Origin of the sequence: Marinobacter guineae (assembly GCF_002744735.1) — a bacterium.
In the GTDB taxonomy this organism is placed as follows: Bacteria; Pseudomonadota; Gammaproteobacteria; order Pseudomonadales; family Oleiphilaceae; genus Marinobacter; species Marinobacter guineae.
In genome coordinates, this window is sequence record NZ_KZ319344.1 from 1 (window position 1) to 25,266 (window position 25,266).

A 25,266-nucleotide genomic window follows, 5' to 3' on the forward strand; every position below is an offset into this window, starting at 1 on the left:
TGACGGCGACAGCGCCTGACTCAAGATGGGATTACCGGCCGCTTACACTGCCTCAGTCATTCTCGGTGAACTGAGGCAAATCGTCGGTAATCTCAAACCACGGAGCCTTGCTGCCCACGAAAACATGGCGGTCTGCATGCACGCCTGGATCGGTGTCGAGGGTGCCCAACGGAAGCGCGTAGACCTCCGGCTTTGCATTGAACTTCGTATGAATGCTTGATCCGCAATTTGAGCAAAATACCTTGAACTCTCCCGGCGACGACTCGTAGGTTTTGAGTAGTTCTTCGCCTCTGACGGTTCGCCAGTCATCGGCCTGCACCTTTGCGCAGGTTCGGAAAGCGGCCGCATGGAGCTTGCGGCACATAGAGCAATGGCAGTTGTATACGTCATTAAGGTCGCCATTCACTTCATATTGGACGCCACCACAAAGGCAACTACCTGATAGGCTCCTTTCTCAGCTCCATATGTGATAACGCCAATATTCAGCGGCGGCTTTACGCAGCGAAGCGGAGAAAAGGCCGTCCGGTGGAGGCCCGTCAGGGCCGGAACGAACTGGAATGACTGGTTAGGCCAAGTCCTCCACCCAAATTTGTTCTATATAGCCATCTTGGCCATATTTTTGGATTTCTTTCCGTAGCTTGGAGCCAGAATAGGCCTCGATCATCCGAGGTAGCTTCCTGTTCAATAACTCAAAAATACGTTCCCAACCATCTGTGCTCTCAAGCGAACTTAAATCGTAGTTCAACAACCTGCTTACGTATCTGAGCTTTCGCGAAGACAAGATCCTCAAGGCTCAGTTTGAAAGGGTAATCATGAGCCTCTCTAGGGGTTTCAGTGTGCTGTTTTTCCCTATTACGCAGAAAGGTTTTTCAGAGCCCAATTACAAAGGCGACTTCGCCTGGCCTTTGAAACCGGCCTCCATGTCGAATGAAAGCGACTTGCCAATCAGACGTGAAGACTCTGGCTGCAAACGATTTATTGGGCACACTCCAACCATTATCTTCGAGCGATTGGAGAAACTGTTCGTAGTTCATATAGGCCTAACGCAAAAACGAAGCGGCGCGTCTCACGCGTCCGCCTTCCGTGTCTTGTTAGTCACTGCACGCATGAACAACAGGTCGCCCGTAGATTCTGATTCCACACTAAAGAAGCCAAGGCTCTCGTATAGGGAACGCGCAGCATTGTTATCCCGATATACACGAAGAGTAACGTATGCGGCGCCAGTTGACCGAACCGCCTTTTCGATCAGTTTCTCGCACAGCAGACGACCAGCACCTATTCCCCGAGCTTCGGGTGAAATAATTATTCTGCCTATGTGCACCGCACCTTGCTCCGCCACCCAAAACTGACCAAAACCAATACACTTGCGGTTGCTAGCGGACAAGCAGTAGCTAAAGCATTCCTCCGTCTCGAGTAGTTCAGGTAATCTCTCCGGCGCAAACGGAAACGGCACCAATGGACCAGCCCAGCGAGCACAAGCCTTTTCATCGACTACCCAGGAAGCAATAGCCTCATAATCGGTTTTCTGTGGGATTCGCAGAGTTGCTTCCATATGACTAACGCTGAATGTTAAGCGGCGCCTGCGGAGCGCAGCGTAGTAGGCGTCCGGCGGACGGCCACCAGGCCGGTAGCGAACTTGAACGATTGGTTATACATAAGGCTACCACCCCCACCAATGCCAAACCTTGGCTATACCGCGCCAGACACCCCCGAGAATAGACGGGAAAAGTCGCGGGAGCAGCAACGCCAACACAGCAAAAACCAAGATACAGGAAATGAGGTAACGACTGCTGAGAAAGCCATTCCAGTAGACGGCCAACTCCAAATTGACCCAGAGCCAAACGAATACTGCTGTTGGGATAGAGAAAAACAGTGATGCAAAAAGGCTAATCAACCTTGATTCAATCGGCCCACCTTGGCCGCTATTCCTTGCCATGATCTATGAACATTCCTTGTGTATAACGCTGAGGTAACCGGCGCCGGAGCGCTAGCGGAGGGAACCAAAAGCGGTACGCTTTTGGCGTCCGGTTGACCGACTTGTTAACTTTTGAGGTATGCACTAAGCCCCTCCTCAATGATCTCCAACTCACTGCCAGCACTATCAAAACCAACAAACTGCCAACCAATATTAGCGGCACGATAGCCAATGGAATAGCCGGCCATGTCATCGCCAACCAACAATACCTCTTTCAGTGCTACAGGGTATTGCTCGCCGAATATCTCATTTGGATGAACCGGACCTGAATACAACATAATTCCGCTTTCCTGCTCTCCCCATCCTCGTTCAGAGAGCCATCTCAGGTATTCCTCAGGCAGAAGGCCGTACTCTGCTTTGATGGCTTCAACTTGATGATAAGACAGCCTTTCCATTTCCGACTCGACCATAAAGTTAACGCTTAGCTTAGCGGCGACCTTGTAATGGAGGCGAAGCCGCAATGAAAAGGACGTCCGGCGGCCAACGGCCGCGAACTACAGCGACTGGTTAGCTGGGGGTAACTGTGAAGCCCAATACCAGGCAACCAACAAGACGGCATGTGCCGATGCCCTAGCACCTAAAACCGCCGATGCACTGTGATTGAAACCAACGCAAATGATGCGGCGAATGAACCTGAACTTCAGAGTAGCCTGTCCAGACCCAATTTTCGGTGAACAGCCCCACAAGGCCAGCACCGATTTCTATACCAACACCGACCCCAGATTGAGCTGCCAATTTGACCGCGGATTCTGACGGCCTTGGCGAGCCACCAAACTTGCCGGTATTGCTACCCGCTTGCGGCCAAGGCCCGATGGCACCCAGCCACCAAAAACGAACAAGGCACTACCAGCTAACGCCGCTCAGCACGCGCGGTTTTGGAATGGAGGCGCAGCCGCAATGCAGTAACCGTCGCCGTGGCTGGCATGGTTAAATATTGCCTGAAAACGCAAGCTTCGCGCCCTCCGCCAGCACAGATCGAATTACAGATAGAGCCGTCTCACGTCCAAGTGTTTTTGATCCATTCGCTAGAATGGTTCCCACTGACTCCGTCATTTCAAGCGCCTGGGGAGTGGCATTTAACAGCTCCAAGCTCTTGGGCGTCAATGTGACACTTTTAACAGCGCCATAGACTTTCTTACCGACCCACAAATACCCAGCATCTGTTAGCCAATTTACTGTGGCAGCTGCAAGCTCTTCGTATTCCTGCGCATTGTAGAAAAGCTCTTCATCAGTCCCGGATGCGTACCTTTTGTATACGTTTTTACCAAGGTCCTCGTACCTTATGTCCGGTCTCACCGGAAAGCTCTCAAAGCAAATTCCGAGCACTTCGGCAACATGTAGGTTAAACAGGTCGATATTACGCACGATACTTCCTTGGATTTAACGCCTTGAATAAGCCGCCGTTTGGAGCGCAAGCGCAAAACGGTCGGCTTCATTCACTGGTTAGAAGGCGACTTCTCCAATTCCGAAATCGCCCACTCAAAATAATCAATCAGCTCAGGGCTATTCGCTAGTTCGTCAGCGGCCTCCGGCGACATATGGACCAGTTGATTCCTGAGTTTCCACACCGCAAACAGCTCATCAATTACTGGCTCGCTCATAAAGCGTCTAAACCCATTGATGGTTTTGGCAACAGGCACACGAGGTCCTCTATAAAGCTTAAGCTGAATTGCTTTGTTAATGACCGCCTGCTCAAAAGCAACGCCCGCCTGCATAAGCCCAGCAACGACATGGCCATCAGCGACGGCCTTCTTGGCGTCCACAAGGAAAGAGTTTGAAGTGGCAGCTTTTTGAGTTTTCGTTCCATGGATTTCATGAAGTTTTCGAATAGATTCCTTTACATCAGAAAGCCCCGCCTGAATAGCTTCGTAATTTGAGGAATCATCAAGCTGTTTGGCCGTCCTTAGATACTGACCGACGAGCCACATTAAAAAAAGAAGCCGGCAGCAAAATAGTTAATAAATGTAGTGACTGATCTCTGCTCAGGATCCGCGGAGAAATACCCGAATACAGAATATGTGGCAGCGAGTATCAGCGGAACTCCACTGATCTTTAGCTGCTGTGCCATTACTTCCTTTCTCGGTAACAACTTCATACGTCCTTCTAACAGCTAATTCAACGACAAATGACATCTACCCCGCGTGCGTATATTTCCCCGACGCCTAGCATGCCGTGGCTACAATTTCTTTTTTTATCAAAAGGCTATCGACCTAAGAAACGAGTAAGCGTGGAGATAGACGCCAACGATTCAATTTTCTCCAAAAGTGTCCACTCGCTTATTCAAAATTATTCTTCGTAGACTATTCCATATTTTTCATAGAGTTGTAAGAGAGCACGAGTGGAATTTTCGGCATTTTGCGACAGTTGTCTTATATCTCCGTTTTCTGCATGACAGCAAGCAAAATCATACGCAAAATACTGTACAAATAAACAGCATGGGGGCTGAATGCATGATTCTGGATGTGCCACCCAAATTACCAGACAACCCTACCCGCTTCATGGATCGGCTTCGTGCGTTGATCCGAAGCCGCAATATGGCTTATAAAACCGAGCAAACATACTGTCATTGGATCAAGCGTTTTATCCGATTTCACGGTATGCAACATCCTTCAGTCTGCTCTGCAAAGGAAGTAGAGCAGTTTCTGTCACATTTGGCGGTTCAGCGTAATAGCAGTATCAGCACTCAGCGAACAGCATTGAACGCCATTGTCTTTCTATTCCGCGAGTTCCTGGAGCAGCCGCTGGACGAACTATCATTTGAGCTTGCTCGAAAATCCCGCCGCCTTCCTACGGTGTTCACTCATGATGAAGTCCGGACCGTCATTGACCACTTGCAGGATGAGTCTCGATTGGTGGCGCGCTTGATGTATGGTTCAGGCCTTCGAATCAATGAGGCCTTGAGGCTTCGGGTAAAAGATGTGGATTTCGGGATGCAGCAAATCATCGTGCGCAGTGGCAAAGGTAATAAGGACAGAGCAACCCTGCTGCCAGACTCGCTGATCGAACCACTTGGTCTGCAAATGGAAATTTGTCTGGCCTTGCACAAGAAAGACCTGGCACAAGGTCATGGCGAGGTTTATATGCCCACAGGCCTTGATCGAAAGTACCCCAGTGCGGGCCGGGAGCCGGCATGGCAGTATCTGTTTCCGGCCGCGAAACTATCCGTTGACCCACGCAGCGGCGTTCTTCGTCGGCACCATCTTCTGGATCGCAGCGTACAACGAGCCATCGGTTCCGCCATTCGAAAAGCGGGAATTTACAAACAAGCAAACAGCCATGTTCTGCGCCACAGCTTTGCAACCCGCCTGCTGGAAGCAGGCTATGATATTCGCACCATTCAGAAGCTTCTGGGCCATGCCGACGTACGCACCACAGAAATCTACACCCACGTTGTTCGCAAAGGTGGTTTTGGTGTGCGCAGCCCGGTTGATGAAGGTTTCTAACTCTCCCAATTGCTGGCCGGAATTCGCTTAACGTGAATGTGGCTGATTAGCCGGATGGTGGGGCGGACCAGGAACTGGAAACTGCCGATAATGAACAGCCAGATTGCGGCCTTCTCATATTCCGGGAACAAAAACAGAATGCTGCCCACCAGAAACCAGATGGCGATGAAAAAATCGTTGATGATGCTGACCACCTCATAGCGGCGGCGGATAATAAGCTCTTCCTTGCCGAGTTTCAGGGTCAGGGGGTTATCGGTACGGTTTTCAACCATTCGCTTGGCGATCTCCGGTCCGGAAGGAGCGCAGCGGAAGCCAGGTTCCGCCGCGATTGAGGTTATTGCATGTCCTTAAAGGCAGCGTCGGTTCGTGCTGCCAGGATGAAGTCGTTTTTGTGCAGGCCACCGATTTCGTGGCTCCACCAGCTCACCGTGACTTTTCCGTATTCCAGGACGATCACAGGGTGGTGGTCCTCAGCTTCGGCAAGGTCACCGATCTTGTTGGTGAATTCCAGGGCCTTAACAAAGTTTTTGAGTTTGAAGACCTTGTGGAGCTGCTCTTCACCGTCAATGTCCATAATTTCCCAGTCCGGAACATCTTTTTGAAGGCGCTGCTTTTCTTCCTCGGTAGCCTTGGGCGCATTCGGGCTGCAGGCTTCACAGCTGCGCTCTTTCAGGTCACTCATCTCAACCTCCATGGCTGATGGCTGTACTACAAGCGTGGGTCTGGCCGTTCGCTTTATCAACCCTTCTCTTGAAATCCTGCCACTTTGAGAATACTGTACATTTAAACAGTATTGCGAGAGTTTTCATCATGAGCGAGCTTCTGAATACGCTGATGCAGGATGCCCGTGTCTGGCAGGGCCACCGCCACGTCCAGACCACACAACCTGCAGAACCAACCGGATATCAGGTTCTGGATAACCAGCTCGGCGGCCTGGGCTGGCCCCGGGGCGCCCTGAGCGAATGTCTTCTGGATGCACCGGGTATTGGCGAGCTGCATTTGCTGCTGCCACTTATGCAGCGGATGTGCGCGGAGCGTAAAACTGTGTTCTGGCTGAACCCGCCGCACACCCCCTATGCACCTGCCATGGCCCGGGAAGGTGTGGATCTGGACCAGGTGGTGCTGATCCATACCGAGGATGAAGGCGACTTTCTGTGGACTCTGGAAAACTGCCTTCGCTCACCGGTGACAGGGCTGGTGATGGCCTGGCCCGGAAGACTTGCCTCCCGGGAGGTCCGGCGGCTGCAGCTGGCCGCCGAGGCCGGCTGCAATGTGTGCGTCCTGTTCCGGGAGCGGCGCTACGCCGAGCAAAATTCTCCGGCTGCCCTGCGCCTGGAACTTGAACCGGGCGAGCAGCAGGATCTCAAGGTGAATGTGCTCAAGCGTCGGGGCAGCTGGCCCGGGCAACGCTGTTCACTGGCCATGGCCCAGCGGGCTGATCTCTCATTTCGTGAAACCACCCGGGTTGTCCGGGGCCCCTGGTCGGGTTCAACCGGGTAATAACTCTCCATGTTGTGGCTGTATCTGCATTTTCCACACCTGTTGCTGGACCACATTCGCCGCTCCCGGGAAGACCAGGGCGCGCTGGTAATTGTGGAAGGCTCCGGTCAGAAGGTAATCCAGGCCTGCCCTGAGGCCAGGGCCCAGGGCATTCGCAGTGGCATGCGCCTGAAAACCGCCATCAGCCTGGCGCCGGATCTGGGGATGGTGCGTGCCGATGAAACCCGGGAATCCAGGATTCTGGAAGATCAGGCCCGCTGGCTGTATCGCTATGCCGCCCACATTGTACTGGTTCCACCAGATGGCCTGCTGGCCGAGATTGGCAGCCTGCAGAAGCTCTATGGCGGGCTGCCCGCCGTCTGGCAAACCGTGGAACAGGGGCTGAATGAGCGCCAGCTGAATGCCTGGATTGGTATTGGCCACACGCCTCTGGCAGCCCGCCTGATTGCCCGTGTCGGCAAGGGGGAGTGCACGGCCGACAAGGGCCATATTCTGCGAACTTTGAGCCAGATGCCCCTGCTTGCGGCCGAATTCGATGAGAAAGCCTCCATCCGGCTTCAGCGACTGGGGCTAAACACTCTGGGGGAAGTCTTTGATTTACCCCCCAATGAGCTGGCACGTCGCCTGTCTCCTGAGCTGCTGGCTCACATCCAGAAAATCCAGGGCACCCGGCCGGATCCGCGAGCCCCCTGGCAACCGCCCCACTCGTTCCGGCAACAGGCCGATTTTGTGCAGGAGATCGAGCACGCCCAGGGCCTGCTGTTTCCGCTCCAGCGCATGCTCACGGAACTGGAAGAAGACCTTTGCTGGCGCCAGCAGGATACCGACAGCCTGCGGCTGGTTCTGAGGCACCGGCACTCGGAACCTACCCGTCTGCACATTCGCACCTCCGGGCCTGAGCACCGGGCCGACAACTTTCTCAACCTGATCCGGTTGCGGCTTGAGCAGCACTCGCTGCAGGCTCCGGTTATCTCACTGATGCTGTCGGTGACGCGTTTCCTGTCCCGGGAAGCGCCCTCCGGGCAGGATCTGCTGGGTGAAACACAGGACCTGAACGAGGCCTGGCATACCTTGATCAGCCGCTTGCAGGCCCGCCTTGGGGAACAGGCACTCAAACAGCTCTCGCCCCAGGCCGATCATCGCCCCGAACGGGCATGGTCTGCTTCAGAGGTAATGCGCAAAACGGCCGCTCCGTTAAAGCCGGCCGAAGATCTGCCACGGCGCCCACTCTGGCTGCTAAAAGGACCGCAAGCGCTTACTGAAACGCCGGTCGCCTGGTTTGCCGGCCCGGAGCGAATCAGCGGCGGCTGGTGGGATGGCCACCGGGTGCACCGGGATTACTACATTGCCCAGTTAAACAGCGGTCAGTTGGCCTGGATATTCCGGGATGCCCGGGAGGGCTGGTTTGTGCATGGATGGTTTGGCTGATGTCTGAGCATCAGTATGCGGAGCTGTTCTGCTTCAGCAACTTTACCTTTCTGACCGGCGCCTCTCACCCCCAGGAGCTGGCCGAAAGGGCGCACGAGCTTGGCTACGCGGCCCTGGCGATCACCGATGCCTGTTCCGTCGCCGGCATTCCCCGGGCTTGGGCGGCACTGGCACAAAGCCCGGTCAAACTCATTACCGGCAGCTGGTTCGAGCTCTCCGATACGCCAAAAGGCGCAACAACGCCCCGCTTTATTCTTCTGGCGCGCACCCGCAAAGGCTATGGCCAGCTCTGCCAGCTGATCACCACCGGCCGCCGCCGGGCAGAGAAAGGCCACTACCAGCTGTTCGCCCGGGATATTGAAACTCACCCTCTTGATGACTGCCTGTGCCTGTGGTTGCCACCCTCACCTGCCGAGGCAGAGTCCGATCAGGCTCTGGCCTGCGGAGAATGGCTGAACCGCCTGTTTGACCCCCGGCTCTGGATTGCCGCCGCCCGCACCCTGGAATCCGGTGAAGAGCAACGGCTTGCCCGGATACACTGGCTGGCTGACCAGTTACGTATCCCCGTAACCGCCGTTGGCGAAGTACATATGCACAGCCGGGAACGCCAGCCCCTGCAGGATGTGCTCACGGCTCTGCGCAATCACACCAACCTGGAACACGCCGGCCACTGCCTGTTCCAGAATGGCGAACGATACCTGCGGCCCCTGAGGGTTCTCCAGCGGCTGTTTCCCGAAACCTGGCTGACCGAAACCCTCACCATTGCCCGGCAGTGCACCTTTGAGCCCGGCAGTCTGCGCTATGAATACCCACCGGATCTGGTGCCGGAAGACGAATCTCCTGCCAGTTACCTGAAACGGCTGACCCGCGAGGGCGAGCGTCGGCGCTATCCCGAGGGTACGCCACTTCAGGTCCAGAGCCTGATCCGCAAGGAGCTTGGCCTGATCTCGGAGATGAAGTACGAGCATTACTTTCTTACCATCCACGACATCGTGGCCTTTGCCCGCAGCCGGGGCATCCTGTGCCAGGGCCGGGGTTCTGCCGCCAACTCCGCCGTCTGTTACTGCCTGGGCATCACCGAAGTAAATCCGGCCCGGGTTGAGCTTCTGTTCGAACGCTTCATTTCCAAAGACCGCGACGAGCCACCGGACATTGATGTGGATTTTGAGCATGAACGGCGGGAAGAAGTCATCCAGTACATCTACCGGCGCTACAGCCGGGAACGGGCCGCCCTGGCTGCCACGGTGATCCGTTACCGGCCCCGCAGTGCCATTCGCGATGTCGGCAAGGCTCTGGGGTTCGACCCGGCCCTGGTGGAACAGCTGCTGGAAGGCATCGACTGGCGGGACAAGGCCACCAACTGGCGCCAGCAGATTCTGGACAAGAAAATCACCCGTAACCCCCAGGTGGCGGACCAGTTCTTCACCCTGGTCAATACACTGCTGGGCTTCCCAAGGCACCTGTCCCAGCACGTAGGTGGCTTTGTGATCAGTGCCGGGCCACTGGCCGAACTGGTACCGGTCGAAAATGCAGCCATGGCAGACCGCACCGTGATCCAGTGGGACAAGGACGACCTGGAAAGCCTGGGTCTGATGAAAGTGGATGTGCTTGCCCTGGGCATGCTCTCCGCCATACGCAAGGCGCTGGAGCTGATCAGCGACGAGAAAGGCCAGCCATTCCGGATGCAGGACATCCCTCCGGAGGATCGTGCCACCTATGCCATGCTCCAGAAAGGCGACAGCATCGGCGTATTCCAGGTGGAATCCCGGGCCCAGATCAACATGCTGCCGCGCCTGAAGCCGGAAACCTATTACGATCTGGTGATCGAAGTGGCGATTGTGCGCCCCGGCCCCATCCAGGGCGACATGGTGCACCCGTACCTGCGCCGCAAACACGGACTGGAACCTGTGGACTACCCCAACGACGCGGTACGCAAAGTTCTCGAACGTACTCTTGGCGTGCCTATCTTCCAGGAACAGGTCATCAAACTGGCCATGGTGGCCGCCGGCTTCTCCGCCGGCGAAGCCGACCAGCTGCGCCGGGCCATGGCCGCCTGGAAATCCCACGGCGACCTGACTCCGTTCCGGGAAAAGCTGATCACCGGCATGCTTGAACGGGGCCACGACGCCGGCTTCGCCGAACGACTCTACCTGCAAATCTGCGGCTTCGGCGGCTACGGCTTCCCCGAATCCCACGCCGCCAGCTTTGCCCTGCTGGTGTACGTCTCCGCCTGGATCAAACGCCATCACCCGGCTGCCTTCTACTGCGCCCTGCTCAATAGCCAGCCCATGGGGTTCTATTCCCCTTCGCAACTGGTTCAGGACGCCCGACGCCATGATGTCACCGTGCTTCCGGTTGATGTTAACCACAGCCAATGGGACCACACTTTGGAAAGCGCCAGCCGACACCTGCGCCTGGGCCTGAGAATCATCCAGGGCCTCTCCGCCAACGGCGCCGAACGCATCCATCAGAACTGCCCAACCGCAGGCTTCCGCTCCGCCAGCGAACTCCGCCGCCTGGCCGCACTCAACCAACGTGATATGGAACTCCTCGCCGGCGCCAACGCCATGCCGGCATTCACCGCCAACCGGCACCAGGCCTACTGGCAACTACTCGACCATGAACAGCCCACGGAACTGTTCACCGAAGAAGCCGCTGTCGACTACCAGCCGAAATACTGCCAGCAGCTTCCGGAGCCCTCAGAAGGCCAGAACGTCCTTGCCGACTACGCCAGCCAAGGCCTAACCCTCCAGCGTCATCCTCTGGCGCTACTCCGGGAGCAGGGTCATCTGAAGTTCTGCCTCAGTGCCGAACAACTGAAAACCACTAAAGCCGGCATCCCCGTCCAGGTCGCAGGCCTCGTTACCGGCCGGCAACGCCCCGGCTCCGCCTCCGGCGTCACCTTCGTCACCCTGGAAGACGAAACCGGCAACGTAAACGTGGTGGTGTGGCTGGAAACCGCACGAAGGCAGCGCAAGCCGTTATTGACCGCCCGGTTATTGCATGTGAAGGGAGTGCTGGAGCGTCAGGGGGATATTGTGCATGTGATGGCGGGGAGGCTTTCGGATATTAGCCACTTGATTCGGTCGTTGCCGGTTCATTCCCGGAATTTCCATTAAGAACAGAAAAGCCCCGCATGAAGCGGGGCTTTCGATACTGCAGGAAACAATCAGCTCAGCAGCTTGATCATCACACCGGCAGCAACCGCAGAGCCGATAACACCGGCCACGTTCGGGCCCATTGCGTGCATCAGCAGGAAGTTCTGCGGGTTAGCTTCAAGACCAACCTTGTTGGATACCCGCGCTGCCATCGGCACCGCAGATACACCGGCAGAACCGATCAACGGGTTGATCTGCTCTTTGGTCAGCTTGTTCATCAGCTTGGCCATCAGAACACCCGATGCCGTACCAACACCAAAGGCCACAATACCCAGGCCCAGGATGCCAAGAGTCTGGGCATCCAGGAACTTGTCCGCCATCAGCTTGGAGCCAACGGACAGACCCAGGAAAATAGTCACAATGTTGATCAGTGCGTTCTGGGCGGTGTCACTCAGACGCTCCACCACACCACACTCACGCATCAGGTTACCGAAGCAGAACATACCCAGCAGCGGTGCCGCATCCGGCAGGAACAGAACAACCGCAATCAGAACCACCAGCGGGAAAACAATCTTCTCTTTCTTGCTGACCGGGCGGAGCTGGGTCATTTTGATTTTCCGCTCTTCCACCGACGTCAGCGCCTTCATGATCGGCGGCTGGATCATCGGCACCATGGCCATGTACGCATATGCGGATACGGCAATCGCACCCAGCAGATGCGGCGCCAGAACGCTGGCTACATAGATGGAAGTCGGACCATCCGCACCACCGATAATGCCAATGGCAGCGGCTTCCAGAATGTTGAAATCCAGAACACCCGTCCAGTCCAGCAGCGCAGCACCAATAACGGTACCGAAGATGCCAAACTGTGCCGCAGCGCCCAGAAGCATGGTTTTGGGGTTAGCAAGCAGAGGGCCAAAGTCCGTCATCGCCCCCACACCCATGAAGATCAGAAGAGGCCCAACGGTGCTGCCGATAACCACGGAGTAGAAGTTATACAACATACCATTGCCGTAGCCGAAATCCTGGGCAAGGGAGTTTGCCATTGCCATTTCTGAGTAGCTGGCCTCCTTGAAAGCAACCTTGAAGGCTTCTTTCAACTCAGGCGTTACCGCCTGCCCAGCCTGATAGGCAACATCCAGCGGCGCTGCCAGCGCCGCCAGGATCTGCGTCGCCTCACTCTTCAGGGCGAAGTGGATGGCATTCTCGGCCGCAGTCAGGGCAAGACCTGCCTCCGGAATATTCGCCAGAATGCCGCCGAACCCGATAGGTACCAGCAGCAGCGGCTCAAAGCCCTTGCGAATCGCAAGGAACAGAAGAAGAAGGCCAATGGCGATCATGATCACCTGGCCGATCTCTATGTTGAACAGGCCACTACCTGTCCAGAGCGTCAGTAATTTTTCCATGGAATGCTGGCCCTTATGCGATTGTCAGCATTTCATCATCAGGGGAGACGGCATCACCGACCTTGATGAAGACTTCGCCGATAGTACCGGCCTTGGGTGCGCGGATCTCGGTTTCCATTTTCATGGCTTCGAGAATAATCATCACATCGCCCTCTTCCACGGCGTCACCCGGAGAAACCAGAACCTTGAAGATGTTGCCGCCCAGAGGCGCAACCACAGGCTCGCCTTCGCCTGCTGCAGGTGCCGGAGCCGAAGAAGCGGCCGGTGCAGAAGCAGCAGCACCCTCACCCTGGACCTGAGTGATCTCACCACCTTCGGAAACCGCAACCACAAACTTCTTGCCGTTCACTTCCACGGTATAGGTCTCGGGGCCTTCGGCCTTCTTCGCCGGAGCAGCAGTTTCAGCGGTCGGAACCGGCTCAAACGCATCCGGGTTGCCACGGTTTTCCAGGAACTTCAGGCCGATCTGTGGGAACAACGCGTAGGTCAGTACATCGTCTACAGTGTTCTCCGCCAGTTTGATGCCCTTCTCGTCTGCCAGCTTCTTGAGTTCATCAGTCAGCTTGTCCATCTCGGACTCGATCAGATCTGCCGGACGGCAGGTAACTGGCTCTTTTCCATCCAGAACGCGCTCCTGCAGTTCCTTGTTCATCGGCGCAGGTGCAGAACCGTACTCGCCCTTGAGAATTGCAGAGGTTTCCTTGGAAATAGACTTGTAACGCTCGCCAGTCAGAACATTCAGTACCGCCTGGGTACCCACAATCTGGGATGTCGGCGTTACCAGCGGAATGAAGCCCAGGTCCTCGCGAACCTTGGGAATCTCGGCCAGTACTTCATCGAACTTGTCGGCAGCGTTCTGCTCTCTCAGCTGGTTTTCCATGTTGGTCAGCATGCCACCCGGCACCTGAGCAATCAGGATGCGGGAATCGGTACCACGGAGGCTGCCTTCAAACCTGGCATACTTCTTCCGAACTTCACGGAAGTAACTGGCAATCTCTTCCAGCAGATTGAGGTCCAGACCGGTATCCCGATCTGTGCCTTCAAGAATCGCAACCACCGCTTCGGTGGGCGAATGGCCGTAGGTCATACTCATTGAGGAGATAGCGGTGTCCACATTATCGATACCGGCTTCCGCTGCCTTGATGGCGGTGGCAGTCGACATGCCAGTAGTCGCGTGACACTGCATGTGAATCGGAATATCCAGTTCTTTTTTCAGGCGGCTGACCAGATCGAAGGCCACGTAGGGCTTGAGAATACCCGCCATGTCCTTGATGGCGATAGAGTCCGCTCCCATGTCGGCCACTTCCTTCGCCAGCTCTACCCACATTTCAATGGTGTGGACCGGGCTGGTGGTGTAAGCAATAGTGCCCTGGGCATGCTTGCCGGTCTTGCGAACGGCCTTGATGGCGCGGTCCAGGTTCCGGGGATCGTTCATCGCATCAAAAATACGGAACACGTCGACGCCGTTCTCGGCGGCACGCTCACAGAAACGGTCCACTACATCATCCGCGTAATGACGGTAACCCAACAGATTCTGGCCCCGCAGAAGCATCTGCTGCGGTGTGTTGGGCATGGCCTTTTTCAGCTCGCGAATGCGCTCCCAGGGATCTTCGCCCAGATAACGGATACAGGAATCGAAGGTGGCTCCGCCCCAGGATTCCAGAGACCAGAAACCGACCTTGTCGAGTTTCTCGGCAATAGGCAGCATGTCATCCAGCCGCATACGGGTGGCAAGCAGGGACTGGTGGGCGTCACGCAGGATAACGTCCGTAATCCCCAGCGGTTTCTTTGTGTCAGTCATCGTGTCAGCCTTCTGTTTAAAGGTTCTATCTTGTTACCGGATCACTTCTTGTGGCGCGCCCGGAATTGTGCGATCGCCTTTTTGATGGCCTCGGCAGTGTCGGGATCAACCGACGCAGGCGCCTTCGGCTTGGCACGTGGCGTTTTGGCCGGGGTTGCCGGCTCTGGCGGCGCAAACCGTCCTATGAGCTTGGACATGAGAAGTGTCGCCAAAACCAGAACAATCAGGAACACGAACACAAACCCCATTCCGGCAATCATCAGATCGACGGCTTGTGACATCAGGTCATTCATATCGAACAGCTACCTGTATTGATTTATGTTTCTCCCGAACCCTGCCCGGACTGACCAGTTAGACTAAGGTCTAACGCCATTCCGCAACAATTCGGGGGGCAAAATCCTGCGTAATTTACCGTTTTCAGTGGCCCCGGGCAACCTGAATGCGAAATTCTATAGGGAGTTTCCGAGCGTCGAGGCCCAAAATGACAGTTACCATAGGGTTCGAAGCAATTCTCATTCAGGCATACCGGACGCGTATTTTACGGCCTTTGACCTTACCGTTTTCAAGTCTGGACAGTGCTTTTCCTGCCTGGGACTTTTCAACCGCGACAAAACACTGATGATCAAACAGATCTATCTTGCCAACCGCTTTGCCGGGAATACCAGCATCGCCTGTTAGCGCCCCCAGAACATCTCCAGGACGGATTTTGTCCTTGCGGCCACCGGCGATGCACAGGGTTCGCATGGCAGGAGCAACCGGTTTTACCGGCGTAGCCAGAAGCGATTCGGTGTCACCCCAGACCACGCCAAGCCCACGCTCGGATTCAATCCGGCTGATCTTATGCCCCTGGGCCGGCGTGCAGAAGGTGACTGCATGGCCCTGCTCCCCTGCTCGCCCGGTACGCCCGATGCGATGGGTGTGAACTTCGGGATCCCGCGCGGGATCCGCGTTGATAACCAATGGCAGAGACTTGATATCCAAGCCGCGGGCGGCCACGTCGGTGGCAACCAGAATCGAACAGCTTTGATTGCCAAAACGCACCAGCACGCTGTCACGATCCCTTTGCTCCAGATCGCCATGCAATGCCAGCGCCGAAAAACCCCGATTACCCAGGTCTTCCGCCATCTCGTCACACTGCTGCTTGGTGGTACAGAAAACGATGCAGGACTCAGGTTGTTTCTCGGAAAGCAGTGCCACAATGGCTCCCGCCTTTTGTTGAGGCGCTACCTCGTAGAACAGTTCTTCGATGTCCGGGTTATCGCCATCGGCTTCTGCGCGAACGTCAACCGGGGCTTTCTGATACTGTTTGCTGAGTTCACGGATCGGAGCCGGCCAGGTTGCCGAGAACATCATGGTCTGCCGCGAGCCTGGCGTCTGCGAGAGGATGTCTTCCATGGCATCCTGAAAGCCCATATCCAGCATGCGATCTGCTTCATCGAGAACCACGGTCTTCAGGCGCGCGAGCGAGAGGGTTTCCTTGCGCAGGTGGTCCTGAATCCGGCCGGGCGTGCCAACAACAATGTGCGCCCCATGGCTGAGCGAACCGATCTGCGGCCCGATCGACACACCCCCGCACAGGGTCAGTATCTTGATGTTTTCCCGGGCGCGGGCCAGCTCCCTCAACGCCTTGGCTACCTGGTCCGCCAACTCCCGGGTCGGGCATAAAATCAATGACTGCACCGCGAACAATCGTGGATTCAGCCGCTCAATCAGGCTGATGCCAAATGCAGCGGTTTTACCACTCCCGGTTTTTGCCATGGCAATCACGTCTTTACCCGCCAGCCCTGGTGCTAACGCCTTTGCCTGTATCTCTGTGGGTTTTGCAAAACCCAGCTGTTCAAGATTTGCACGCATGGCAGAAGACAAACCGAAGTCGTTAAAAGAAGACATAAAAGAAAATCCCGGAATCAGCGGATGCTGGTTATGAAGGCAATAATGAGGGCGTATACTAACGACAAATGATACCAGAATTTGCAACTAAAGAACGGAGTTACTGATGGCATCCCTTCAGGACCAATTGCTGAAAGCCGGCCTTGCCGATGAGAAAAAAGCCAAAACCATTCGCAGTGAAAAGCGCAAGCAACGCAAACAGCAACCCAAAGGCGCTGTTCAGGTGAACGAGGCCGAGATCCGGGCGCGCCAGGCCCGCGAAGAAAAGGCCGAACGTGATCGCCAGCTGAATCTTGAGCGCCAACAGGCAGCTGAGAGAAAAGCGATCCAGGCACAGATACGCCAATTAGTCGAATCGAACCGCCTCGACCGCAGCCGGGGTGAAACCTCCTATCAGTTTGTCCACGACAAAAAGATCAAGAAGATTTTTGTCGACGACAAAATGGTCGATCAGCTTTCCCGTGGCCGACTGGCCATTGTCCATATCAACGACAATTACGAGATCCTGGCAGAGGGCGTTGCCCGGAAGATCATGGAGCGTGATGAGAATGCCGTTGTCGTACTCCACGACCGCAACAAGGATGACGTGGGAGAAGACGATCCCTATGCGGGTTATGAGATCCCTGATGATCTGATGTGGTAATTGAACCGTCTGGTTCTGATAGCGCTCAGAGCCAGAAACTCACTCTTCTGTATCACGTTAAAATACACCCGGTAATCATCTGTAACTGTAAAGTTCTGGAATAAGCAGCCGTAAACCGACTTAATATTAGTCAAACAAAAGCCACCTTTACCCTTCAAAACGTATCAGAAAAGCCATCCGGCTTGTGACTGACGAGTTGAGCTGTAAAGGTCGGAGCGGCAAATCTCAAATCCTCCAGGAACATTACAACAATGCGCTTTCCAGAACTCTTCGCCAACATGACCATCCGAACCAGACTCGCCGGCGGATTTGCCATCCTGCTGCTGCTGACCATTCTGGTGGGCATAGTGGGTGACCGCGCCCTGGACAGCTATGGCCAAAGATCGAATATCGTTGCCATGCTCGGGCAAGTGAATACCGACCTCACCGAAGCTCGTGTCGAAGAAAAGAACTTTCTCCTGACCGGCGAAGCCGATGCAGTCACCAAAACCCAGGCGCAAGGCGATCGCGTTCTCGAATTAACCAACAAGATAGAGCCTCTGCTGACTGATACTGACAGCACCAACACTTTGGGCAACATTCAGTCTGATGTGAAGCAGTACCAGCAACTGATGGGAGAGGTTGAGACAAACATCACTGCCCGGGAAGAAGCCCTCAGCCGCCTTGAGACCAGCGCCAGAATCTTTGGATCATCACTCAAGGCCCACAGTTCGCTGTTTTTTGCCTCAGCGATTTTTGAGGATATGCGCCGATCAGAGCGCAAGTTCCTGATCGAGCACGACGAAGCCAGCGTCAAGGCGTTTCTTGGCGACGCCAAAAGGGTCCAGAACCCGCTGAAGTCAGCTGCCATCACTGCCGAAGAAAAAGAACAGATCAACGCAGCGCTCGATACCTATGTCACCGAGTTCCAGGCGGTTGTAGAGCTGACCGGGGCCGGCAGCCGCTTGTCGGATGACATGGTCAGCACCGCAAGGAGCGCCATCAAGTCTGCAACCGGTCTTCGCAGGCTTCAGGTCGAAAAGATGGAAGCCGACCGCCAGCAGGCATCCTGGTTGATCTTTGGTGCAACGGGCGTCGCCGTTGTACTTGGCGTATTAATGGCCTACCTCATTACCCGCGCTATCGTTTCTCCGGTCAATCAGGCAGTGGCCATCGCGTCTGAAGTTGCCTCAGGCAACCTGACTGTCGACATAAATGCGGCCGGAACCAACGAAATTGGTCGGTTAATGGCTGCCCTGGCAACCATGGTAACAAGCCTGCGGGAACTGGTCAGAAGCATCGAATCCGGCGCCTCTAACATCGCCGCTTCGGCTGAAGAGCTTTCAACAGTCACCAGCCAGACCAGTGATGGCATCAATCGCCAGAAACAGGAGACTGATCAGGTTGCAACGGCCATGAATGAGATGACCGCTACTGTCAGCGAGATTGCGCAAAGCGCGGAGCAGGCATTTTCTGTCGCAACCGATGCCGCCAGCCAGGCTAGCGAGGGTGAGCGGGAAGTTCGGGAAACGGTCGAGCAGGTCAATAACCTGGCCAGGGAAGTGAACCAGAGCATGGAAACCATTCACGGCCTGCAAAAGGAAACTGCCAACATCGGCACCGTTCTGGATGTCATCAAATCCGTGGCCGAGCAGACCAACCTTCTTGCGCTGAATGCGGCCATTGAGGCGGCACGCGCTGGTGAGCAGGGCCGGGGCTTCGCCGTGGTTGCTGACGAAGTCCGCTCCCTGGCCCAACGGACCCAATCGTCGGCTCGGGAAATCGAGACATTGGTAACGTCGCTTCAGAGCAGTGCAGGAGACTCGGTATCCGCGATGGAATCAAGCACCACCATGGCCGCCAACACACTGGAGCGCGCCAAAGCGACGGGAGCTACCATTGAGCTCATAACCAGAGCCGTTGAGGATATAAAACAATACAACAGTCAGATTGCCACGGCATCCGAACAACAGACATCGGTAGCTGAGGAAATCAACCAGAATATAACCAGCATCCGGGATGTGACCGATCAGTCCGCAGCTTCATCCAACCAGACCGCAAGTTCCAGCAGCGAACTGGCCAGACTCGGCAGCGAACTGCAGAACCTGGTTTCCCGTTTCAGGCTCTAAGCCAGTACTCACTCATCACGGTTCCAGTACACCCGGACCAGATTCGATTCCTTGGTGTACTGGATTTCCAGCTCGCCGTCGTAGGCTCGCTCAATGGCTTCCCCAGCGCCCCGAGGAAGATGAAGGTCGGTGAACTTGGCGATCAGCTCCCCTTCCTCACCATCCTCAACTCCCATCAGCCGCTTCATTGGGTGCTCGGCCTTTTCTTCCTCAACCTTGTTGTGGATGAGCCTTAGGATTTCATCCCGATGCTTGCCGAGGAAGGCGCCAGAGAGCGTAAGTATGCCAGCGGGCATATCATCGCGGATCCGCTCACAGGCGGGGCACATCAGTTCATGAGCTTTCTCTGCTGGATCGGCCGCCGACCACTGCCAGCGCCCCTTGTGAAAAATGGCGCCGCACTCCGGGCACACAGTAGGCTCCTTGGGCTTGCTTCTGGCCATATAGGGATCGTGAATCTCCTCTTTGAGAAGTCGGTCCCCGCGTCCGCGCCCAGCCACATCCCCATCTTTGCCACTCATGTTGGTGCTCCTTTCCCTGTTTTTGACGGATTTCCCGGTTTCATTGAAGCTTGTGGCGATCGAAAATTTCCCGAACCTCCCGTTCGGTGTCTGCAGGCACAATGACCTTGACGAGTTTGGCGTCTTCGTCAATGTAGATATTGTCCCTGGGAATACCGGTTGCGATCAAATCGTCCCAAGTGTTTTTGGCCTGATCGTGATCCTGGTAGGAACCGTTTACTGTTTTGCTCATGGGTGGACCTCCTGTTCGCTTATTGTTCCTTACGTCTAGAAGAATAGTCAGGGAGGCGAGGCTTGCGCAAATATTGATCAGATTAAAATTGACGGGGGGCAATATCGGGAGGACAAAGCAAAACGCCTCAACCTGTGAGGTACACAGACTGAGGCGCTTTGGTCTTGATATGGCGCGGCTGGGAGGATTATGCGGGCCTTCGCCCCTTCCCCTTCGGGGCCGCCGTCGCAAAGCTCCGGCGTTCCTCAACCCACTGCGTGGGTTTTGGTCGAACCTCTTGTCGGTTCAAATCCTCCCAGCCATACAAAGCAAAACGCCTCAACCTGTGGGTACACAGACTGAGGCGTTTTGGTCTTGATATGGCGCGGCTGGGAGGATTCGAACCTCCGACCGCCTGGTTCGTAGCCAGGTACTCTATCCAGCTGAGCTACAGCCGCTTAAAACTGATGGCAAGGTTGATCGATGGCGCGGCTGGGAGGATTCGAACCTCCGACCGCCTGGTTCGTAGCCAGGTACTCTATCCAGCTGAGCTACAGCCGCACATTGATCACTTGCTGTGGTTGAATGCTACATTAACCTGTCTCGATTTCCCGGTAAAGGAAATGGCGGAGAGGGAGGGATTCGAACCCTCGGTACGATTGCTCGTACGGTTCCTTAGCAGGGAACTGGTTTCAGCCACTCACCCACCTCTCCTTGAGAACGGGGCGTATACTACCATAATTTTTCTGATTTCATAGGGTTGACACGAGTTTTTTCGGCCTAGGCGTCCCCGTAAACCAAAAAAGCCGTTCAGGTCACCCATGAACGGCTTTTTGACTTTCAGCTATTGCCGGGTTCCGGCTCTTCGGAGCCTTTTTCCGACTGAATTCGCTGATAGATTTCTTCACGGTGTACCGCGACTTCCTTAGGGGCATTGACGCCAATGCGCACCTGATTGCCCTTCACTCCCAGAACGGTGACGGTGATATCGTCGCCGACCATCAGAGTTTCGCCAACACGGCGAGTTAGAATCAACATATCCCTTACTCCCTATCTAGAGCTACCTGTTCCGACAAATGGTTTTTATCTGCTTTTCCACTTTTATAGTGAGATCACTAGCCGAACAACAGACGCACATTCCCTTATACGGGTCCGCGATATCATAGGCTCAGTTAATGAATCTCTTTTTTATACAGCCCCGCAGATCGACCTGTTACCTGCGTTATCGGGCCTCGTCTACCCCGGGCTTGTCGAGCTCGAATGCACTGTGAAGGGCACGAACCGCAAGCTCAAGATATTTCTCATCGATCACCACAGAAATCTTGATTTCCGACGTGGAGATCATCTGAATGTTGATGCCTTCATTGGACAACGCTTCAAACATCTGAGTCGCAACACCGGCGTGTGACCGCATACCAACGCCCACAATGCTGACTTTCGCAATCTTGCTGTCCCCGCCCACTTCACGGGCACCGAGTTGATCAGCAACGCCCTGGAGTACTTCCCTGGCACGCTTGAAATCATTACGGTGCACGGTAAAGGTAAATGCGGTTTTGTTATCCTCACCCACGTTCTGGACAATCATGTCCACTTCAATATTGGCATCGCTAATAGGCTTGAGAATCCGCAGAGCACTGCCCGGAGTATCGGGCACACCGGATATTGTCAGTTTGGCTTCGTCACGGTTAAAAGCAATGCCGGAAACAACCGGTTGTTCCATGGCGTTTTCATCCTCAAGAGTAATCAGGGTGCCTTCCCCTTCCTGGAAGCTGGAAAGAACCCGTAATGGAACGTTGTATTTGCCTGCAAACTCTACAGAGCGGATCTGAAGAACCTTGGAGCCAAGGCTCGCCATTTCGATCATTTCTTCAAAGGTAATACGCTCAAGGCGTCGGGCGCTGTCCACCACACGGGGATCGGTTGTATACACACCATCCACGTCGGTGTAGATCTGGCACTCATCGGCCTTCAAAGCTGCCGCCAGCGCCACTGCGGTGGTATCTGAACCGCCACGACCCAACGTGGTAATATTCCCGTTCTCGTCAATGCCCTGGAAACCGGCAACAACCACCACGCGACCCGCATCAAGATCTTCACGCATACGCTGCTCGTCGATCTGTTTGATGCGTGCCTTGGTATGGGTGCTGTCTGTAACAATCCGCACCTGGGAGCCGGTGTATGAGCGGGCTTCACAGCCACGCTTCTGAAGAGCCATGGACAGAAGTGCAATCGTCACCTGTTCGCCAGTGGAGACGAGCACGTCCATTTCACGGGGAGTCGGCTCCTCCATGATGTTGTTGGCAAGGGCAATCAGCCGGTTGGTTTCACCACTCATGGCGGAAACCACGACAACAACATCATGACCTTCATTGCGGAAACGGCACACCTTTTCGGCAACCGCTTCGATACGCTCGGTGGTGCCCACCGAGGTGCCACCAAATTTCTGAACCAACAGAGCCATTTTCTTCCAATATCCGAAACGGGGACTCACAGCGGAACAACGCTCCGCCCCTTAAAATAAACGGGCTGGATTATAAACCTCAGCCCGCCCAATAAAACAGTTGCTTAAGCGATATTTTTTTCAACCCAGGCCGGAACGCCCGCCAGTGCCTCCGCCAGTTTCGACGGATCGTTACCCCCGCCCTGGGCCATATCGGGACGACCACCCCCCTTGCCATCGACCTGCGCCGCGAGGTGCTTCATCAGATCCCCGGCCTTGATCCTGCCAGTAGCAGACTTGGTGACACCGGCAACCAGGGTCACCTTGCCATCCTCAACGCTGGCGAGAACAACAACACCCTCACCCAGCTTGTTCTTGAGCTGATCAGCGGTTTCCATCAGGGCTTTGCGATCCGCGCCTTCCATTTCGGAAGCAACTATCTTGAGGCCGGCGACGTCTACAGCAGAGCCAGCCAGGTCGCTGCCGGCAGAACTCGCCAGTTTGGCTTTCAGGGCATCGATATCTTTCTCGAGCTGACGATTGCGATCAATGGTCTGCTGAACCTTCTCGACCACGGATTCCCGCGTGCCCTTTACGAGTCGAGCGGTCTCACGCAGGGTGCGCTCCGTTTCATCGATCCAGTTCAGTGCACCCATGCCGGTTACCGCCTCGATACGACGCACACCCGAGGAAATGCCACTTTCCGAGGTAATTCGGAATAGCCCAATATCACCGGTCCGGCCCACGTGAGTTCCGCCGCAAAGTTCAACCGAGTAGTTATCGGTACCCATGCTCAGCACTCGGACCACATCACCGTATTTTTCACCAAACAGTGCCATGGCGCCCTTTTCCTGGGCCTTTTCCATGTCGGTTATTTCAGTCTGCACCGGGCTGTTTTCCAGAATCTGCTCATTTACCTGGCGCTCTATTTCCCGTAACTGCTCAGGGGTCAATGCCTCGAAATGGGAGAAATCGAAACGCAGTTTGTCCGGATCCACCAGAGAACCCTTCTGGCTCACGTGCTCACCCAACACCTTTCGCAAGGCAGCATGGAGCAAGTGTGTGGCCGAGTGGTTGCGCTTGGTGCGCTCGCGTCGGGCATGATCAATCCGCGCATCCACTTCCAGCCCAGGGAACAGCTCGCCTTCAATCAGGGTGCCGAGGTGGAGGTGGTTGTCCCCTTCCTTGCGGGTGTCCGTAACCTTGAACCGGCCGCCACTCCAGGTCAGCAGGCCGGTGTCGCCTACCTGACCACCGGATTCGGCGTAAAACGGCGTGCGCTCGAGCACCACAACGGCTTCATCACCCGCTTCAGCGGTCTTTTCTTCACCATTCACGATCACCGCCCGGATTTTCTCGTGGCCGTCGATGTTCTCGTATCCGGTGAATTCGGTTTTGCCCTCAATCTGCAGGCCGGCCGCGTTATAGTCGATGCCAAACTTGCTGGCTGCCCGGGCACGCTCGCGCTGGGCTTCCATGGCCTTCTCGTAGCCATCGTAATCCAGCGTGAGACCACGCTCACGGGCGATATCATTGGTCAGATCTACCGGAAAACCGAAGGTGTCATACAGGGTAAAGATGGTCTCACCCGGTATTTCCGTGCCCTTCAGCTCTTCGATGTCCTGCTCAAGCAGGCGCAGCCCCTTGTCCAGGGTCTTTACGAACTGCTCCTCTTCCTGCAGCAGCACCTTCTCGATCTGTTTGCGACTGCTCACCAGTTGCGGGAAGGCATCCCCCATCAGTTCAACCAGGGCACCTGTCAGCTTGTAGAAGAACGGCCCGGTAGCTCCCAGTTTGTTGCCATGGCGGGCTGCGCGACGAATGATCCGGCGCAGAACGAACCCGCGACCCTCGTTTGATGGCATTACACCGTCGGCGATCAGGAAGGCGCAAGAGCGGATATGGTCTGCCACCACACGCAGAGACGCCTCCGTGGTTGCAGCGCCACCGAGAACCTTCGAAGCCGCGGTGAGCAGATCCTGGAACAGATCGATCTCATAGTTGCTGTGAACGCCCTGAAGCACAGCGGTAATCCGCTCCAGCCCCATGCCGGTATCCACGGAAGGCTTGGGCAGCTTCAGCATCTCGCCGTCAGCAGTACGGTTGTACTGCATGAACACCACGTTCCAGATTTCAATATAGCGGTCGCCGTCCTCTTCCGGAGAACCCGGAGGCCCACCGGCCACATCCGGGCCATGATCGAAGAAGATTTCGGTGCAGGGGCCGCAGGGACCGGTATCGCCCATCTGCCAGAAATTGTCAGACGCATAGCGACCGCCCTTGTTATCACCAATGCGGACAATCCGGTCTGCCGGAACACCGATTTCCCTGTTCCAGATCTCGAAAGCCTCGTCGTCTTCAGCGTAAACCGTCACCCAGAGCTTGTCCTGAGGCAGGTTTAGCCAATCCTTGCCGGTGAGAAAAGTCCAGGCATAATTGATAGCCTCACGTTTGAAGTAATCCCCGAAACTGAAGTTGCCCAGCATTTCAAAGAAGGTGTGGTGGCGAGCGGTATAACCCACGTTCTCCAGGTCATTGTGTTTGCCACCGGCGCGGACGCATTTCTGGGACGATGTTGCCCGGGTATAGTCGCGCTCTTCACGGCCAAGGAAGAGGTCCTTGAACTGGTTCATTCCCGCATTGGTAAACAGCAATGTGGGGTCGTCCGCTGGTACCAGCGAACTGCTTGGAACAATGGTGTGACCTTGCTGTTTGAAATAGTCCAGGAATGCCTGTCGCAACTCTGCGGTTTTCATAGCCCTTTGATACCTTTCCAGAAACCCGCCGGGAATGCCGCCGGGT

General features: G+C 55.5%; 21 protein-coding genes, 3 tRNA genes and 1 pseudogene. 6 read left to right on the forward strand and 19 right to left on the reverse strand.

The window, feature by feature from the left end; all coding sequences use genetic code 11:
• Positions 1-52 precede the first annotated feature (52 nt).
• The 5 genes and pseudogenes from CLH62_RS19630 to CLH62_RS19655 all read right to left on the reverse strand — a co-directional run.
• Positions 53-433: pseudogene (locus CLH62_RS19630) on the reverse strand (GFA family protein); the annotation flags it as partial.
• A 633-nt stretch (positions 434-1,066) separates the two neighbouring features.
• Positions 1,067-1,552, reverse strand: coding sequence for a GNAT family N-acetyltransferase (locus CLH62_RS21690; protein WP_099619883.1), 486 nt, complete (start codon positions 1,550-1,552; stop codon positions 1,067-1,069).
• A gap of 488 nt (positions 1,553-2,040) precedes the next feature.
• Positions 2,041-2,385, reverse strand: coding sequence for a hypothetical protein (locus tag CLH62_RS19645; RefSeq protein WP_143752391.1), 345 nt, complete (start codon positions 2,383-2,385; stop codon positions 2,041-2,043).
• A 517-nt stretch (positions 2,386-2,902) separates the two neighbouring features.
• Positions 2,903-3,340 (reverse strand): hypothetical protein, encoded by a 438-nt coding sequence (locus CLH62_RS19650; RefSeq protein WP_099619886.1) that lies wholly within the window; start codon positions 3,338-3,340, stop codon positions 2,903-2,905.
• 71 nt (positions 3,341-3,411) lie between these two features.
• Positions 3,412-3,903, reverse strand: a complete 492-nt coding sequence (locus CLH62_RS19655; protein ID WP_099619887.1) for a hypothetical protein — start codon at positions 3,901-3,903, stop codon at positions 3,412-3,414.
• A 522-nt stretch (positions 3,904-4,425) separates the two neighbouring features.
• Here CLH62_RS19655 and CLH62_RS19660 point away from each other — a divergent pair.
• Positions 4,426-5,418: an integron integrase gene (locus CLH62_RS19660; protein ID WP_099619888.1), complete on the forward strand. Its 993-nt coding sequence runs from the start codon at positions 4,426-4,428 to the stop codon at positions 5,416-5,418.
• On the opposite strand, the gene CLH62_RS19665 is transcribed toward CLH62_RS19660, so the two are convergent.
• Positions 5,415-5,690 carry a YrhK family protein gene (locus CLH62_RS19665; protein WP_099619889.1) on the reverse strand — a complete coding sequence of 92 codons (276 nt, stop codon included), beginning with the start codon at positions 5,688-5,690 and terminating at the stop codon, positions 5,415-5,417. The two genes, CLH62_RS19660 and CLH62_RS19665, sit on opposite strands and share 4 nt — an antisense overlap.
• Positions 5,691-5,752: 62 nt before the next feature.
• Positions 5,753-6,100, reverse strand: coding sequence for a 4a-hydroxytetrahydrobiopterin dehydratase (locus CLH62_RS19670; RefSeq protein WP_099619890.1), 348 nt, complete (start codon positions 6,098-6,100; stop codon positions 5,753-5,755).
• Positions 6,101-6,228: 128 nt separating this feature from the next.
• Here CLH62_RS19670 and imuA point away from each other — a divergent pair, with 128 nt between their 5' ends.
• The 3 genes from imuA to CLH62_RS19685 are packed head-to-tail and all read left to right on the forward strand — an operon-like array spanning position 6,229 to position 11,465.
• Entirely contained in the window at positions 6,229-6,918 is a 690-nt protein-coding gene (imuA, locus tag CLH62_RS19675; RefSeq protein ID WP_099619891.1) for a translesion DNA synthesis-associated protein ImuA, read from the forward strand.
• A gap of 9 nt (positions 6,919-6,927) precedes the next feature.
• The gene (locus CLH62_RS19680; RefSeq protein ID WP_099619892.1) at positions 6,928-8,346 is read left to right on the forward strand and encodes a Y-family DNA polymerase; all 1,419 of its coding nucleotides are present in this window, start codon (positions 6,928-6,930) and stop codon (positions 8,344-8,346) included.
• Positions 8,346-11,465, forward strand: coding sequence for an error-prone DNA polymerase (locus CLH62_RS19685; protein ID WP_099619967.1), 3,120 nt, complete (start codon positions 8,346-8,348; stop codon positions 11,463-11,465). Before CLH62_RS19680 ends, CLH62_RS19685 begins: the two co-directional genes overlap by 1 nt.
• 50 nt (positions 11,466-11,515) lie before the next feature.
• On the opposite strand, the gene CLH62_RS19690 is transcribed toward CLH62_RS19685, so the two are convergent.
• The 4 genes from CLH62_RS19690 to dbpA all read right to left on the reverse strand — a co-directional run bounded on the left by CLH62_RS19690 (position 11,516) and on the right by dbpA (position 16,541).
• Positions 11,516-12,850: a sodium ion-translocating decarboxylase subunit beta gene (locus CLH62_RS19690; protein WP_099619893.1), complete on the reverse strand. Its 1,335-nt coding sequence runs from the start codon at positions 12,848-12,850 to the stop codon at positions 11,516-11,518.
• A 13-nt stretch (positions 12,851-12,863) separates the two neighbouring features.
• Entirely contained in the window at positions 12,864-14,651 is a 1,788-nt protein-coding gene (gene oadA / locus CLH62_RS19695; RefSeq protein WP_099619894.1) for a sodium-extruding oxaloacetate decarboxylase subunit alpha, read from the reverse strand.
• Between the two features lie 41 nt (positions 14,652-14,692).
• On the reverse strand, positions 14,693-14,944 hold the full coding sequence (locus tag CLH62_RS19700; protein WP_099619895.1) for an OadG family protein: 252 nt from the start codon (positions 14,942-14,944) through the stop codon (positions 14,693-14,695).
• A 223-nt stretch (positions 14,945-15,167) separates the two neighbouring features.
• Complete coding sequence (gene dbpA, locus CLH62_RS19705; RefSeq protein ID WP_099619896.1) at positions 15,168-16,541, reverse strand: ATP-dependent RNA helicase DbpA; 1,374 nt, start codon at positions 16,539-16,541, stop codon at positions 15,168-15,170.
• Between the two features lie 106 nt (positions 16,542-16,647).
• Between dbpA and CLH62_RS19710 the strand changes: the two genes are divergently transcribed.
• Positions 16,648-17,184: a DUF2058 domain-containing protein gene (locus tag CLH62_RS19710; RefSeq protein ID WP_099619897.1), complete on the forward strand. Its 537-nt coding sequence runs from the start codon at positions 16,648-16,650 to the stop codon at positions 17,182-17,184.
• A 251-nt stretch (positions 17,185-17,435) separates the two neighbouring features.
• On the forward strand, positions 17,436-19,292 hold the full coding sequence (locus tag CLH62_RS19715) for a HAMP domain-containing methyl-accepting chemotaxis protein (RefSeq protein WP_099619898.1): 1,857 nt from the start codon (positions 17,436-17,438) through the stop codon (positions 19,290-19,292).
• An 8-nt stretch (positions 19,293-19,300) separates the two neighbouring features.
• Here the strand turns inward: CLH62_RS19715 and CLH62_RS19720 are convergent, their stop codons facing one another.
• From CLH62_RS19720 to alaS, 8 genes are all read right to left on the reverse strand, one after another.
• Positions 19,301-19,813 (reverse strand): BCAM0308 family protein, encoded by a 513-nt coding sequence (locus tag CLH62_RS19720; protein ID WP_099619899.1) that lies wholly within the window; start codon positions 19,811-19,813, stop codon positions 19,301-19,303.
• A 40-nt stretch (positions 19,814-19,853) separates the two neighbouring features.
• A complete protein-coding gene (locus tag CLH62_RS19725) occupies positions 19,854-20,045 on the reverse strand; it encodes a hypothetical protein (protein WP_099619900.1) in 192 nt (63 codons plus the stop codon).
• Positions 20,046-20,405: 360 nt separating this feature from the next.
• A tRNA-Arg gene (locus CLH62_RS19730) sits at positions 20,406-20,482 on the reverse strand.
• A gap of 26 nt (positions 20,483-20,508) precedes the next feature.
• Positions 20,509-20,585 (reverse strand) — tRNA-Arg (locus CLH62_RS19735).
• A gap of 63 nt (positions 20,586-20,648) precedes the next feature.
• Positions 20,649-20,738 (reverse strand) — tRNA-Ser (locus tag CLH62_RS19740).
• 126 nt (positions 20,739-20,864) lie between these two features.
• A complete protein-coding gene (gene csrA, locus CLH62_RS19745) occupies positions 20,865-21,062 on the reverse strand; it encodes a carbon storage regulator CsrA (protein ID WP_008172808.1) in 198 nt (65 codons plus the stop codon).
• 184 nt (positions 21,063-21,246) lie between these two features.
• Positions 21,247-22,485: an aspartate kinase gene (locus CLH62_RS19750; RefSeq protein WP_099619901.1), complete on the reverse strand. Its 1,239-nt coding sequence runs from the start codon at positions 22,483-22,485 to the stop codon at positions 21,247-21,249.
• Between the two features lie 104 nt (positions 22,486-22,589).
• Entirely contained in the window at positions 22,590-25,220 is a 2,631-nt protein-coding gene (gene alaS, locus CLH62_RS19755) for an alanine--tRNA ligase (RefSeq protein ID WP_099619902.1), read from the reverse strand.
• Positions 25,221-25,266: the final 46 nt, after the last annotated feature.